Source organism: Brevundimonas sp. LM2 (genome assembly GCF_002002865.1).
Lineage (GTDB): Bacteria > Pseudomonadota > Alphaproteobacteria > Caulobacterales > Caulobacteraceae > Brevundimonas.
Window position 1 is genome coordinate 389,848 of record NZ_CP019508.1, and the last position, 12,720, is coordinate 402,567.

The 12,720-nt window shown below is 67.1% G+C and carries 16 protein-coding genes; 4 read left to right on the forward strand and 12 right to left on the reverse strand.

Annotated features, from left to right (window positions below; translation table 11 throughout):
• Position 1 precedes the first annotated feature (1 nt).
• The 8 genes from BZG35_RS02015 to BZG35_RS02050 form a co-directional block, all read right to left on the reverse strand.
• On the reverse strand, positions 2-1,159 hold the full coding sequence (locus tag BZG35_RS02015; protein WP_077354120.1) for a copper resistance protein B: 1,158 nt from the start codon (positions 1,157-1,159) through the stop codon (positions 2-4).
• Positions 1,159-2,982: a copper resistance system multicopper oxidase gene (locus BZG35_RS02020; RefSeq protein WP_077354121.1), complete on the reverse strand. Its 1,824-nt coding sequence runs from the start codon at positions 2,980-2,982 to the stop codon at positions 1,159-1,161. Before BZG35_RS02020 ends, BZG35_RS02015 begins: the two co-directional genes overlap by 1 nt.
• 130 nt (positions 2,983-3,112) lie before the next feature.
• A complete protein-coding gene (locus BZG35_RS02025; protein ID WP_077354122.1) occupies positions 3,113-3,667 on the reverse strand; it encodes an RNA polymerase sigma factor in 555 nt (184 codons plus the stop codon).
• 7 nt (positions 3,668-3,674) lie between these two features.
• Positions 3,675-4,115 carry a Spy/CpxP family protein refolding chaperone gene (locus BZG35_RS02030; protein WP_077354123.1) on the reverse strand — a complete coding sequence of 147 codons (441 nt, stop codon included), beginning with the start codon at positions 4,113-4,115 and terminating at the stop codon, positions 3,675-3,677.
• Entirely contained in the window at positions 4,112-4,390 is a 279-nt protein-coding gene (locus BZG35_RS02035; RefSeq protein ID WP_077354124.1) for a hypothetical protein, read from the reverse strand. The genes BZG35_RS02030 and BZG35_RS02035 overlap by 4 nt, the downstream gene beginning before the upstream one ends.
• A gap of 72 nt (positions 4,391-4,462) precedes the next feature.
• Positions 4,463-5,380, reverse strand: a complete 918-nt coding sequence (gene copD, locus BZG35_RS02040; RefSeq protein WP_077354125.1) for a copper homeostasis membrane protein CopD — start codon at positions 5,378-5,380, stop codon at positions 4,463-4,465.
• A 1-nt stretch (position 5,381) separates the two neighbouring features.
• Entirely contained in the window at positions 5,382-5,744 is a 363-nt protein-coding gene (gene copC / locus BZG35_RS02045; RefSeq protein ID WP_077354126.1) for a copper homeostasis periplasmic binding protein CopC, read from the reverse strand.
• A 69-nt stretch (positions 5,745-5,813) separates the two neighbouring features.
• On the reverse strand, positions 5,814-8,168 hold the full coding sequence (locus BZG35_RS02050) for a heavy metal translocating P-type ATPase (RefSeq protein WP_077354127.1): 2,355 nt from the start codon (positions 8,166-8,168) through the stop codon (positions 5,814-5,816).
• A 102-nt stretch (positions 8,169-8,270) separates the two neighbouring features.
• Between BZG35_RS02050 and BZG35_RS02055 the strand changes: the two genes are divergently transcribed.
• The gene (locus BZG35_RS02055; RefSeq protein ID WP_040349360.1) at positions 8,271-8,546 is read left to right on the forward strand and encodes a metal-sensitive transcriptional regulator; all 276 of its coding nucleotides are present in this window, start codon (positions 8,271-8,273) and stop codon (positions 8,544-8,546) included.
• A gap of 58 nt (positions 8,547-8,604) precedes the next feature.
• Positions 8,605-9,030 (forward strand): DUF305 domain-containing protein, encoded by a 426-nt coding sequence (locus tag BZG35_RS02060; RefSeq protein WP_077354128.1) that lies wholly within the window; start codon positions 8,605-8,607, stop codon positions 9,028-9,030.
• 8 nt (positions 9,031-9,038) lie between these two features.
• Here BZG35_RS02060 and BZG35_RS02065 read toward each other — a convergent pair whose 3' ends face one another.
• From BZG35_RS02065 to BZG35_RS02075, 4 genes are all read right to left on the reverse strand, one after another.
• Positions 9,039-9,542: a nuclear transport factor 2 family protein gene (locus tag BZG35_RS02065; protein ID WP_077354129.1), complete on the reverse strand. Its 504-nt coding sequence runs from the start codon at positions 9,540-9,542 to the stop codon at positions 9,039-9,041.
• A gap of 122 nt (positions 9,543-9,664) precedes the next feature.
• Positions 9,665-9,820, reverse strand: a complete 156-nt coding sequence (locus BZG35_RS17495; RefSeq protein WP_171981852.1) for a hypothetical protein — start codon at positions 9,818-9,820, stop codon at positions 9,665-9,667.
• Positions 9,821-9,867: 47 nt separating this feature from the next.
• Entirely contained in the window at positions 9,868-10,200 is a 333-nt protein-coding gene (locus tag BZG35_RS02070; protein ID WP_077354130.1) for a hypothetical protein, read from the reverse strand.
• A 472-nt stretch (positions 10,201-10,672) separates the two neighbouring features.
• Entirely contained in the window at positions 10,673-11,002 is a 330-nt protein-coding gene (locus BZG35_RS02075; protein WP_253189236.1) for a nuclease, read from the reverse strand.
• Positions 11,003-11,196: 194 nt separating this feature from the next.
• Here BZG35_RS02075 and radC point away from each other — a divergent pair, with 194 nt between their 5' ends.
• Both radC and BZG35_RS02085 read left to right on the forward strand, forming a co-directional pair.
• Positions 11,197-11,802 carry a DNA repair protein RadC gene (gene radC, locus BZG35_RS02080; RefSeq protein WP_253189237.1) on the forward strand — a complete coding sequence of 202 codons (606 nt, stop codon included), beginning with the start codon at positions 11,197-11,199 and terminating at the stop codon, positions 11,800-11,802.
• Between the two features lie 8 nt (positions 11,803-11,810).
• On the forward strand, positions 11,811-12,716 hold the full coding sequence (locus BZG35_RS02085; protein WP_077357738.1) for a toprim domain-containing protein: 906 nt from the start codon (positions 11,811-11,813) through the stop codon (positions 12,714-12,716).
• Positions 12,717-12,720 lie beyond the last annotated feature (4 nt).

Genomic DNA, 12,720 nt, shown 5'->3' on the forward strand with positions numbered 1-12,720 from the left:
ATTAGAACCAGGCCTTGAGGCCGACGACGAAACGCGTGTCGTCTGCCTCGCCGCCGCGGGCTTTGATGTAATCGGCTGTGTCGCCGAACGAACGGCTCCACTCGACGCCGACGTAGGGGGCGAACTCCTTGCGGAATTCGTAGCGCAGTCTCAGGCCCGCCTCGATCGAAGAGAGGCCCGAGCCGATCTCCAGTTCCGGAATATCGCTGGCCGAGGCGTCGATTTCGAGGCGCGGCTGAAGGATCAGGCGCTGGGTGAGGCGCTGATCGTATTCGGCTTCGACGCGAGCGGTCAGGTCGCCCTTCGTGGACAAGAAGGCGGCCGCGTCGATTTCGAACCAATAGGGGGCCAGTCCCTGGAGTCCCAGGACCAGATGGGTGGTGTCGTCGCCGTCAGGACGGAAGTCCTGGCGCACGCCGGCCTGCACGTCCCAGAACGGCGTGATGGCGCGGCTGTAGAGAGCTTGGACTTCGGCCTCCTCCAGAGCGCCGTCGAAGTCGCCTTCGCCCTCGGACTTCCACCAGAACCGGTTGATGTCGCCGCCGCTCCATCCCTGGACATCCCAAAGGTAGGTGTCGCCGCCATCGCCGAAGCCGGCTTCAAGGCGATCGATGATGACGGCCGTGGTGCGCACGTCGCCGTTCTCGGCGATCAGCGTCTGGCGTGATGCGTCCATCGCCTCCGTGCCGAAGACCAGGTCGGCGGCGTGCGTCGGGCCGCTCAGGGCGGCGGCCGGAACCGGCGCTTCTGGAGGTCGGCCGGAATCGTCCGCGCTGGTCGGGACATCCGGCGGCCCCATGCTCATCGCCGACATATCGTGTCCGGCATGAGGGTCCGCCTGGGCGGGTTGCATGGTGGACATGTCGTGCCCGGCGTGCGGATCAGGCTGAGCCGGCGCCATGGTCGACATGTCGTGACCCGCATGAGGATCGGCTGCGGGCGGCGTCTGCGCGGGCGGCATGACATGACCCGCGTGCGGATCCTGCGCCGCCGGCCGGGCGGGGGTCTGAGGCTCGGAGACCTGTTCGGGCGCGGGCCGCGTCGGCGTCGGCGCCGGGGTCGCCGGCATAACATGGCCCGCGTGCGGGTCTTGGGCCTGGGCGCTGAAGGCGCCGGCGGCGAGGATCAAGGGGGCGAGTGCGATGGCGAGGCGGTTCATCAGGCGGCTCCGTCCATGGGCCGCACAGTCACCACGTTGAACATGCCGGCGTGCATGTGCATCAGCATGTGGCAGTGGAAGGCCCAGTCTCCGGGTGCGTCGGCGGTCAGATCGAAGGTCACTTTGCCGCCAGGCGCGACGTTGACCGTGTGCTTCAGCGGTTGGTGGCCTTCGGGCCCGCCCGTCACCAGTTCGAAGAAATGCCCGTGCAGATGGATCGGGTGCCCCATCATGGTGTCGTTCACCAGCGTGACGCGGACCCGTTCATTCCGCTCGAAGCGGATCGGTTCGACCAGTTCGCTGAATTTGCGGCCGTCGAAACCCCACATGAACCGTTCCATATTGCCGGTGAGATGGATTTCCATCGTTCGGGACGGCGGACGGCGATCCTTGTTCGGCTGGAGCGAAACCAGATCGGTATAGACCAGCACGCGGTGATCGACCGTTTCGAGGCCGATAGGGCGATCGCCCAGCCGGTTGGCGGGCGCCATGGCGATCATGTCGACGCCCACGCCCACCGCCATGTCGGCCGGCGCGTTTTCGGGGTCTCGCATGTTCATCGCGCCCATGCCCGCCATATCGGATGCGGGAGCGGCGGCCGGGGTCTGCCCCATGGCCGCGTGATCCATGCCGGACATCGCGCCATCGTCCATTCCGGCCATGCCGCCATGGTCCATGCCCGCCATCCCGCTGTGATCCATCCCGCCCATGCCCATGTCACGCATGGTCAGGGTCGGAACCTCGCGGAGCGGCGGAACCTCCGCAGTCATGCCGAGGCGCGGGGCGAGCGTGGCGCGGCCCATGCCCGAGCGGTCGATCGCTTCCGACACGATGGTATAGGCGCGGTCCTCATTGGGCTGGACGATGACGTCATAGGTTTCGGCGACTGAGATCTGGAACTCGTCGACCTCGACGGGTCGGATATGATCGCCGTCGGCCTGGACCACGGTCATCGGCAGGCCGGGAATTCGCACGTTGAAGATCGACATCGCCGAGGCGTTGATGACGCGCAGGCGCACGCGTTCGCCGGGACGAAACAGGCCGGTCCAGTTCTCTTCCGGGCCATGGCCGTTGACCAGGAAGGTGTAGGTGGTTCCGTTCACATCCGAGATGTCACGCGGATCCATCCGCATCTGCCCCCACATGCGCCGCTCCTCGAGGCTCATGCCGTCCGCGCCTGAGAGCAGGCCGGACAGGGTCGTCCGCTGGCGGTTGAAGTAGCCGGGGCTCTTCTTCAGCTTCGCCAGGATCTCGTGGGGATGCATGAAGCTCCAGTCCGACAGGACCAGGACATGCTCGCGGTCATAGGCGACGGGATCGGCGCCGGCCGGGTCGATGACGATCGGTCCGTAGTGGCCCATCGCCTCCTGGAGCCCGGAGTGGCTGTGATACCAATAGGTGCCCGACTGCTTGACCGGAAACTCATAGACGAAGGTCTCGCGCGGTCGGATACCCGGGAAGCTGATGCCCGGAACGCCGTCCATCTGGAACGGCAGCAGCACGCCGTGCCAGTGGATCGAGGTGTCCTCGTCCAGGGTGTTGGTCACCGAAAGGCGGGCGTTCTGACCTTCGCGAAGGCGCAGCAGCGGCGCCGGCAGCAGGCCGTTGACCGTCACGGCGTGTCCGGTTCGCCCACCGACCGAGAACGGCGAATGTCCGACCGTGAGGTCGATGTTCGGGCCGACGAGGGACGGCAACTCCGACCGAAGTCCCGCTGAACCGGTCTGGGCCCACGCCGGCAGGAGACCCTGCAGGCCGAGCAGGCCGCCCCCCGCCGCGGCGCCGCGTAGAAGGGTGCGTCGGTCCAGTCGCATGATCGACATCTAGGCTCGGTCCTCGCTCAGGTTGTCTTGACGTCGTCAACCCGGATGGGAGAACGGACGGTCCTACTGCTAATACGCGCGAACGCGACGGTCCCCTTGCGTCGAACCGCCTCAGGCGTCGACGACGACGTCAGAGCAGCCGGAGCGCCTCGGCGAGCTTGGCGCGCGCCCTGGCGACACGGGTCTCGACCGCCTTGGGCGTGGCGCCCACGATAAGCGCGACCTCGGCGTGGGACCGACCCTCCAGGGCGGTCAGAAGCAGCGGCGCCTTCAGGGCGTCTGGCAAATCAGCGATGGCGCGGTCCAGCGCCGCCCGACGCCGTCCGTCATCCACATGGTCTTCGGGTGTCGTCGCTCCATCCGCTACCGCCAGGGCTTCGGGCGCGTCCAGGCCCATCACGCCGCGAACCACCCGGCGGACCGTGCGCTTGCGGCCCCAGTCGCGGCATTTGTTGACGGCGATCGAGCGGAGCCAGGTGGGGAAGCTGCGGCCCGGGTCATACCGGCGAATGGCGAGCCAGGCGGAAGCATAGGTCTCCTGGACGACATCGTAGGCCTCTTCGTCGTCGCCGATATATCGACGAACGAAGCGATGCAGGTCGCCCTTGGTCGCGGTCATCAACGCGCTGAAGGCGGCCCGGTCGCCCTTCGCCGCCCGTGCTTCGAGTGGAACCCCTGAATCCACGCTGGCTCTACCCTGCGTCTTGCAGGAGAGCTCCGACGACCTGACGGTCAAACTCCTGAGCCTGCTGGGGCGTCAGGACCGACCGCATCTCGAACACATGGGCGATGGTCGCCTTCTGGAGATCGCCCATGGCGACGTGGAAATGATCGACCGCCGCCTGAACCTGAGGACTGTCGCCTTCGCTGACCGCGATCGCGTCCGCCAGCTCGCGATTGGCCGTGCGGACTTCGGCTTCAAGCGCGCCCCGGCGCGAGGCGAAGCGGGCCTCGATCGCCTCCAGATGGGTTTCCTGCTCCGTCGTCAGGTCCAGTTGATGATGAACGATGCTGTGCAGGCTGGGCGCTTCTTGCCGCTTCATCAGCCAGGCCGTGCTGGCCCAGGTCCCGGCGCCGCTGGCGAGCGCGGCCAGCGCCGCCGTGATCGCGATGGATCGCCAGCCCGCTTTCATTCGCCCGCTCCCAGGATCGCGATCGGGGAAAGGCCCCCCGACACGCTGAACACCTGCATCTCCGATGGCTCGGCCCTTGCGGACAGTGCGAACACGCCCCCGTTGGCGACACCCACCACGAGCGCCATCGCCAGAGCGGCGACGCGGACCTGACCCATCCGCCGCTCGCCGACCCGATCCTCGATGCGGCGCCACACATCGGACTCCAGCCCTGACAGCGAGACGTGGCTCGCTGGTCGGGCGGTAGCGATCAGGCGATCGATGTCCTCAGTCATGTTCCACCTCTGCGGCCCCCGTAGTCCCATACGCCGGGTACAGCCAAATCCCTCAGTCGTGGCATGGCGTCGTCATAGCAGCGAGGCCGGCGGCGCGAGCGTGCCCATGGCGGCGACGATGGTCAGAACGGCGAGGGAGAGCGCGAATTCCACCAAAAGGCTTTGCCGCAGATGACCGAGCACCGAACTCGACCACACACCGGCGGCCGCGAAGGTGGGGGTCAGACGAAAACGATTGACGGCGGCCAAGCTCAACATGAGACCGAACAGGACGATCTTGAGGATAAACCAACGGCCATAGGCCGTCTCGGTCAACGTCCAGAGTCCGCTCCATCCGACCAGGAAGGCGCTGTTCACCAGACCGGTCAGCAGAAGAACAGCGATGGCGAACGTGCCCACACCGGCGAAGCCGGCCAAGGCGCGCGCCAGAGCCAGATCCCGCGCGGATGATTCCTTGGGCCGCCACATGACCAGGGCGGCAAAGGCGGCCAGAGCGCCGACCCAAAGCGACGCCGAAAGGGCGTGCAAAATATCGGACGCCAGGTGGAGCCCGTGTCCGGCCCCCTCGGTGGCCGCGCCATGACCGGTCCAGGCGAAGCTCGCGGAGACGACAAGACCGAGCGCGGCGCAGACCCACCACAGCCGAGGGCCGGGTCCGATCATCGCGATCGCCGCCACCGCCAGAAGCGCAATCGCGGACCGCACCGCCAGCGCCATGCCCAGACCCATGCCGGTGACCATCATGCCGAGCGTTCCGGGCTTGATGGCATCGCTCAGGGATCCGGCCATCATCGCGGTGTGGGCGACCAAGGCGGCGGGCGCCGCCACGGCCAGCACCACGGCCGCCCAGAACAGGGCAGGCCGCGGCCACTCCAAGTGAAGGGGCCGGGTGGCCCGCGCGCTGTAGATCAGGAAGGCGGGCAGACCGAACAGCAGGGCGGCGGCGATGTACTGGACCGCCCTCAGGCCAATGACCCAGGCCTCGATCACGTCAGCGAACGGTGAAGGCGTAGGAACCGGTCATGCGGTGACCGTCGTTCGAGGCGATCTGCCAGTTGACGGTATAGCCTCCGGCGGCGAGCGGTCGGGCGAGCGCGCCCGTGATCGACCGGCCGTCCTCGCTGACGGTCGTGCTCACGGCGGCCTTCGCGCCGGCCGCGTTGACCACTTCAAGCGTCGAGAAGGCCGGGACCATCCGTTCACTGAAGGTGAGAGCGATGGAACGGGGCGGGGCCACGGTCGCGTTGGCCGCGGGCGTCGAACTGACCAGACGCGCATGAGCGCTGACCGCGCCGGCAGTCATGACCACGGCCGCGGCCACGGCGAAGGCGGGAACGAAACGATTGAAACGCATGTCGTGACTCCACTGACATCCAGACGATGTCTCAGAAATACGCGGCGGTCGCCTCTTTCCCTCGTCGGCCTAGAGTTTCACCGCGCGCAGCCTCAGCGCATTGCCGATGACGCTGACCGAGGAGAGCGCCATCGCGAGCGCCGCCAGCGCCGGCGAAAGAAGCCAGCCGAACACGGGATAGAGCAGGCCGGCCGCCACCGGGATGCCGAGTGCGTTGTAGCCGAAGGCGAAGACGAGGTTCTGGCGGATGTTGCCCATCACCGCGCGGGACAGACGCCGTGCGCGCACGATGCCTTGCAAATCGCCGCCGAGCAGGGTGACGCCGGCGCTTTCGATGGCGACGTCCGAACCCGCCCCCATGGCGACGCCGACATCGGCGGCGGCGAGGGCAGGCGCGTCATTGACGCCGTCCCCCGCCATGGCGACGATCCGACCCTGCGAACGAAGCTGTTGAACCACCGACGCCTTGTCCTGCGGCAGGACTTCCGCCTGGACTTCGTCGATGCCGAGCCGTCGCGCCACGGCTTCAGCCGTCGTCCGGTTGTCCCCGGTCATCATCACCAGCCGCAGACCGGCCGCCTTCAGGGCGAGGATCGCGTCCGGCGTGGTGGCCTTAATGGGATCGGCGATGCCGATGACCCCGGCCGCCTTTCCATCAATCGCCACGAAGATGGCGGTGGCGCCGTCGTGGCGGAGCGCGTCCGCCTTGGGCTCCAGCGCGGAGACGTCGATCGAAAGCTCGCCGAGATAGCGGGTGTTGCCCAGGGCGACCTGGCGTCCCTCGATCGTCCCGCGCACGCCTCGGCCGACCGGGCTGTCGAAATCGGCAGCCTCGGAGAGCGTGATGGCCCGATCTTTGGCGGCGCGGACGATCGCGTCGGCCAGGGGATGTTCGCTGCCGCGCTCGAGGCTGGCCGAGAGGCGCAGGATGTCGGCTTCGACAAAGCCTTGGGCGGGCAGGATTGCCGTCACCGACGGACGGCCCTCGGTCAGGGTGCCGGTCTTGTCCAGAACGAGGGTGTCGACCTTCTCAAAGCGTTCGAGCGCCTCGGCGTTCTTGATCAGGACGCCGGCGTGGGCGCCACGTCCCACCCCGACCATGATCGAGATCGGCGTCGCCAGACCCAACGCACAGGGACAGGCGATGATGAGCACCGAAACGGCGGCGACCAGGGCGTAGGACAAACGGGGCTCGGGACCGACCAGGCCCCAGACGACGGCGGCGAGCAGTGCGATCGCGATCACCGTGGGAACGAACCATCCGGAGACCGTATCGGCCAGCCGCTGGATCGGGGCGCGACTGCGCTGGGCCTGGGCCACCATCTGGACGATCTGCGCCAGCAGGGTGTCGGCGCCCACCTTGTCGGCGCGCATGATGAAGGATCCGGTCTTGTTGAGCGCGCCGGCCACGACGCGGTCGCCGACATCCTTGGTCACCGGCATGGACTCGCCGGTCACCATGGATTCGTCGACAGCGACCCGACCCTCCAGGAGTTCGCCATCGACCGGGATCTTCTCTCCGGGCCTTACCCGCAGGCGGTCGCTGACGGCGATCTGGTCAAGCGAGACATCTTCATCGATGCCGTCCGCCCGGATTCGGCGCGCGGTCTTGGGCGTGAGGTCCAGCAGGGCGCGGATCGCGCCCGACGTCTGTTCGCGGGCGCGCAGTTCCAGAATCTGCCCGACGAGGACCAGCACGGTGATGACCGCCGCCGCCTCGAAATACACCGGCGCACTGCCGTCGGCCTTCAGGAAGGCGGGCGGGAACAGGGTTGGCGCGACGACGGCCACGACGCTGTAAAGCCATGCCACGCCGACCCCCATGGCGATCAGGGTGAACATATTCAGCCGCCGGGTGCGCAGCGATGTCCAGCCGCGCTCGAAGAAGGGCCAGCCGCACCAGAGAACCACGGGGGTCGCCAAAGCGAACTGGATCCAGTTCGACATCTGGCCCGGGATGAACATGTGGAGATTGGCCAGGTGTCCGCCCATTTCCAGGGCGAAGACCGGCAGGGTCAGGACCAGACCGACCCAGAAGCGTCTGGTGAAGTCGATCAGCTCGTGGTTGGGCGGGGCCTCCGCCGTGACCGTCTCCGGCTCAAGCGCCATGCCGCAGATCGGGCAGGAGCCTGGGCCTTCCTGCCGGATCTCGGGGTGCATCGGGCAGGTGTAGATGGCGCCGGGAACGGCCGGCTCGGCCTCCACGGGAGGGTTCAGGTAACGCATCGGATCGCCGATGAATTTGGTCCGGCACCCCGCCGAGCAGAAGAAATAGTCCTGACCGTCATGACTGGCTCGGTGAGCGGTGGCCGTCGGATCGACCGACATGCCGCAGACGGGATCCTTGACCGTTGCCGCGCCATCCGAGGCCTTCGCCCCGCAGCAGGCGTGACCCGAGGCATGATTGTGAGGATGCGTGGACATGTCGCTCTCTCCGGCTGACCGAAGAGCTAACATATACCCATGGGGGGTATATCGCAAGATACCCGTCTGGGGTATATGGGGGTGCTCAGGAGAACAGGCCGCATGCAAACCGACACGAAACCCAAAGTCCTCAACAGGCTCAGCCGGATCGAAGGCCAGGTGCGGGGAATCTCCCGTATGGTTGAAGATGACCGGTATTGCGTCGACTTGCTGACCCAACTTCAGGCCGTCCGGGCCGCGCTCCATCGCGTGGAGACCGAAGTTTTGCGGGATCACCTCGACCACTGCGTCATGGGGGCCATGACCGGCGACGATCCCGAGGATCGCAAGGCCAAGGCCGGCGAGTTGATCGAACTCCTGGCGCGGGCCGGACGGTAGAGCCGAGGGAACGAACGAGGCCTCCTGGTCGCTAACGTCGGGATCTCAAGGAGCCGTCATGAAACGCATCAGCCTCGTCCTCGCCGCCTGCGCCCTGTCCGCGGCCTGTTCCCCGCAAGCCGAAGAGCCCGCCGTGGACGCGCCGGAGGCCGCCGCCATGGCGGGCTCCCATGGCACGATGGACGGCGGCATGGCAGCGGCTGCGCCCAGCGACTCCGTCGCCACCCAGGGCTACAAGGCTTCAATGAACACCATGATGGAGGCGATGCCGACCTTTACCGGCGACGCGGACATCGACTTCATGAAGCAGATGCGGGGACACCATGTCGCCGCCGTTTCGATGGCCCGTGTGGAACTCGCGGAAGGCAAGGACGCCGAGGCGCGGAACCTGGCCCAGGAGGTGATCACGGCGCAGGAGCGCGAAATCACCCTGATCGACGCCTGGCTCGCCCAGAAGGGAGCGTCCGCGGCTCCCGCCGCCTGATCGCGAGATCAGCGCGCCGCGTGCGAGGACCAGTGTATGTGCGTGATCCGCCATCCGTCCGCCTCATGGCGCAAAACCATGGTCTCGACCGAAAGACTGTTGATCGGGCGGCCGTTGAACTCGCCCATTGTGCGGCTTTCGCTCGCGACCCAGGCGCTGTCGGCGCCGGCTCGAGCCGTCCGGCGGGACCGGATGCTGGGTACGGCGGCCGAAAAGGCGGCGTCGGCGGCCAGGTGGTGCTGGGCGTATTCGGTCTTGGACCGTTCGGCCTCTCCGCTCTCGAAGATCAGGACGTCGTCGGCCAGAAGGGCCAGCACTGCCTCCGTGTCTCCGTGTTCAAGCGCCACGTGAAAGGCGTCGACGGCGCTCGCCGCATCGATCGCTTCGGTCTGGACTTCATCGACCGACGCCGGAACAGTCTGGGCCGGGTCATGAGCGAACGCAGGCTCAAACGAAAGCACCGACACGGACACGGTGAGGGCGAGGGCGACGAAAGTTTTGGCGATCGACATGCTTATGGCTCCGAAGGCGATAGACTGTTCTCACACTCTGCGATCCCGCTGCCAATGCCGGCAATAAGACGGCGGGATCAGCGAAAGGACGCCCGCTCTTGCGAGCGGGCGTCCCCTTCATCCTACATCTCGTCGCAGCAGGAGCCGCCGTCGCAGCAGGCGGCGAGCGCCTGGCAGCAGGAGGCGACCGCCTTGGAGACGGCCTCGGGCGCGGCGGCGAAGGCGGCCGTGCCGGAAACGAGCAGCGCGAAGGCTGCGATGGTCAGAGTGCGTTTCATGATGTGTATCCATTGAAAATGAGAAGTCTGGTTTTCAAGTGGATGCTTCACCGGGGTGGCGGGTCTTCGGCTTCCGGCTGGATCGGCGTGAGTGGCGTCTCGCTGTAGCGATACGCCTGCGGCGACCGGACGACAGGAGGGGCGAGCGTCATCGGCTCCACGATCAGGGCCTGGCAGAGGACCGCGCAATGCGGCGCGCACACAGCCTTACCGGTGTCCTCGCAAGGCATCGGTTGACCCGTTTCGCTCATCGTCATCATCGCAGACATCGAAGCAGGCGCAGCTTCGGCGGCGAGAGCCACGGTCGAAACCATGAGCGTCGCCAGCAGCGCCACGAAGGCGCTTGCGCAGGCTCTGGCGCTTTGACGAAGGCCGTTCATACCCCAGTCTTACGACAAGGATGCCCGGCGCGTTACAGGAAATGTCGAGATGGCGGGCGATTCTGCACCCTATGACGCCCGTTCCGTTTTGCGCAGGCTGCGGACGCACGCGGTCGGAATCCCCGGCTGGCGTAACTTCACTCCGCATCAGAGGAAAACCATCGAACGCGATCTGCTGCGTCGTCTGACGAGACGCGCCCAGCCCGGCCCAGATCCGCATGCTTGTCGTAGCCGTCAATGACACTCACCGATGTGGGTCATCTCGTCCGGCACCGATCGGCCCGCGGCACGTATGGAAGCGGAAGGTCCAGGCGGCCGGACATGGTCCACGGTCGGACAACCTGCCGGGCCGAGATCGCTTTCGTGGGCCTCCCGGAGCGCCGCCCGATCGCATCCTAAGTTCCCCCTTCGCGTCCACCGGCAGCACGCAGCAGGTCACCGACCCTTCGACCATTCATACGGCGTGAAGCGATCACCCGATCATAGACGATACGCGGCCGTTACGACCGTGAACCCCCATGCAGGTCAGGACACGTTCGCAAAGCAGGCCCGACAGTCGTTTACTGTCAGTGCGTCCGGTCGGACTTTGGAGCTCGGGGGCGTCGAAGTCCGAGAGGCCGACCTCGATCCAGGTCGAAGGGTTGGTGCTGGAACCGACACACAGGCTGTCGCCATCCCTGATGTGGCGGACCAAACCGGAGAAGGTCGCGCCCGCGCGGTCGGGCAACCGACCTTCGCACGGATCGGCGTGGGCGACCGCGGGGGCCAGCCACAGGCCTGCAAGGATCAGGAGCCATTTCATGCTCGCAGATTGAGGCCCTCGCAGCGCTTCGCCAACGGGCGACGGAGAAAAAAGGAAGGGCGGAGGCGGCCGCCCCGATCCGGGGCGAGCACCCCAGGAGCCCCGCGATGCGACCCTTGCCCTCATCGACACCCAGCCCTTTGGATCGACGGTCGGCAGACCTGTTCGGGCTGCCGCCCGGCCTGGAACAGGAGATGGACGACGCCACCCTTCTATCTCTGTTGATGACGCGCACGATGCTGGAGCGCGACATCGCGCAGGCTGTCTCAACCTTGCTGGATGTGTTCGGCTCGGTCGCCGCCGTTGTCGCGGCGGATCCGCCCGAGCTCGCGCAAGCCGCCGGGCTCGGCGCGACCACGATCACGGATCTCAAGATGTTGCGCCGACTGAGCGTGAGGCTCGCCCGATCCGAGGCCTGCCGCCGCCCTGTCCTGTCGTCGTGGTCCGCCCTTGTGGCCTATGTCCGCTCGGCCCTGGCTCACGAACCCAGAGAGCAGTTCCGCACCCTGTATCTCGACAAGAAGAACATCCTTCTCCGAGACGAATTCCTGGCCGAAGGCACGGTGGATCACGCGCCCGTCTATCCCCGGGAAGTCATCCGGCGGGCGCTCGAACTTTCGGCCTCAGCGCTCATCCTCGTCCACAATCATCCGTCGGGCGATCCGGCGCCATCCCGGGCGGATATCGAGATGACCCGGCAGATCGTGGACGCCGCCCGCGTTTTCGGCCTGCAGGTCCATGATCATCTCGTCATCGGCCGCCTGGGCACAGCGAGCTTCAAACAGCTCGGCCTGATTTGAGGCTGATCATGACCTTGCATGCCATCGTCGCCGCCTTGGGTGGAGACCTCTACGCCGGGGGCTCGCGGGCGAGCATCCCCGCGCCCGGTCATAGCGCCGACGACCGATCGGTCTCGCTGATGCTGACCAACGACCGGGTCATCATCTATGGGTTTGGCGGCGCCGATTGGCGGACCGCCCGGGATTATCTCCGCGCTCGAGGCTTCCTCGACGACGCCGGCCGGCTCACCGGCGACGGGCGGGCGCGAGCGTCTTCGCCCCGGCCGGACCTTCGCCTTCGCGTCGAGACCGCGTCGCGTCTGTGGACCGCGACGACGGAGCGACCACCCCACGGACCGGCGGGTCTTTATCTGCGGCGCCGCGCGGTGCTGGCCGGCGCCGCCGCTTCCAATCTTCGCCTGCACCCCTCCGCGCCACTGTCGGTCTATCAGAGTGGTTCGCGCGTGCGTCCGGCTCTGATCGCCCGGATCAGCGACGCCGAGGATCGTCTGACGGCTGTCGAGCTGACCTATATCGAGACCGATGGTCTGCCCGCCATCGGTCTGCGGTTGGCGCGCAAGACCGTGGGTCAGGTCCCGCCCGGCGCGGCCGTTCGCCTCTCGGCTGCCGCCGAACACATGCGGGTGGGCGAAGGGGTGGTCACGACCCTGTCCGCCATGGAGCGGTTCGGTCTTCCCGGCTGGGCCCTCATGGCCGCCAACAACCTGGCCGTCTGGAGCCCGCCCGCCTGCGTGCGCAGGGTCCTGATCGCCGCCGACCGGGGCCAGGCCGGTGAGGCGGCGGCTGCCCGGCTGTGCCGCCGCTTGGTCCATGACGGTCTTGAGGTTGAGGTGTCATGGCCCGAACCGCCGTTCGGCGACTGGAACGAAATCGCGGTCGCGGCGGCATCGCAAAGGACGGAGCGAGGGGGCTGAGGGG

Bases quoted from the DNA above. Each gene is read 5' to 3' on its own strand.
- BZG35_RS17495 (WP_171981852.1), bottom strand. From the start codon at position 9,820: ATGAAACGCACTCTGACCATCGCAGCCTTCGCGCTGCTCGTTTCCGGC.
- BZG35_RS02075 (WP_253189236.1), bottom strand. From the start codon at position 11,002: ATGAAATGGCTCCTGATCCTTGCAGGCCTGTGGCTGGCCCCCGCGGTC.
- BZG35_RS02030 (WP_077354123.1), bottom strand. From the start codon at position 4,115: ATGAAAGCGGGCTGGCGATCCATCGCGATCACGGCGGCGCTGGCCGCG.
- BZG35_RS02055 (WP_040349360.1), top strand. From the start codon at position 8,271: ATGCAAACCGACACGAAACCCAAAGTCCTCAACAGGCTCAGCCGGATC.
- BZG35_RS02035 (WP_077354124.1), bottom strand. From the start codon at position 4,390: ATGACTGAGGACATCGATCGCCTGATCGCTACCGCCCGACCAGCGAGC.
- BZG35_RS02085 (WP_077357738.1), top strand. From the start codon at position 11,811: ATGACCTTGCATGCCATCGTCGCCGCCTTGGGTGGAGACCTCTACGCC.
- radC (WP_253189237.1), top strand. From the start codon at position 11,197: ATGGACGACGCCACCCTTCTATCTCTGTTGATGACGCGCACGATGCTG.
- BZG35_RS02050 (WP_077354127.1), bottom strand. From the start codon at position 8,168: ATGTCCACGCATCCTCACAATCATGCCTCGGGTCACGCCTGCTGCGGG.
- BZG35_RS02015 (WP_077354120.1), bottom strand. From the start codon at position 1,159: ATGAACCGCCTCGCCATCGCACTCGCCCCCTTGATCCTCGCCGCCGGC.
- copC (WP_077354126.1), bottom strand. From the start codon at position 5,744: ATGCGTTTCAATCGTTTCGTTCCCGCCTTCGCCGTGGCCGCGGCCGTG.
- BZG35_RS02065 (WP_077354129.1), bottom strand. From the start codon at position 9,542: ATGTCGATCGCCAAAACTTTCGTCGCCCTCGCCCTCACCGTGTCCGTG.
- BZG35_RS02060 (WP_077354128.1), top strand. From the start codon at position 8,605: ATGAAACGCATCAGCCTCGTCCTCGCCGCCTGCGCCCTGTCCGCGGCC.
- BZG35_RS02070 (WP_077354130.1), bottom strand. From the start codon at position 10,200: ATGAACGGCCTTCGTCAAAGCGCCAGAGCCTGCGCAAGCGCCTTCGTG.
- BZG35_RS02020 (WP_077354121.1), bottom strand. From the start codon at position 2,982: ATGTCGATCATGCGACTGGACCGACGCACCCTTCTACGCGGCGCCGCG.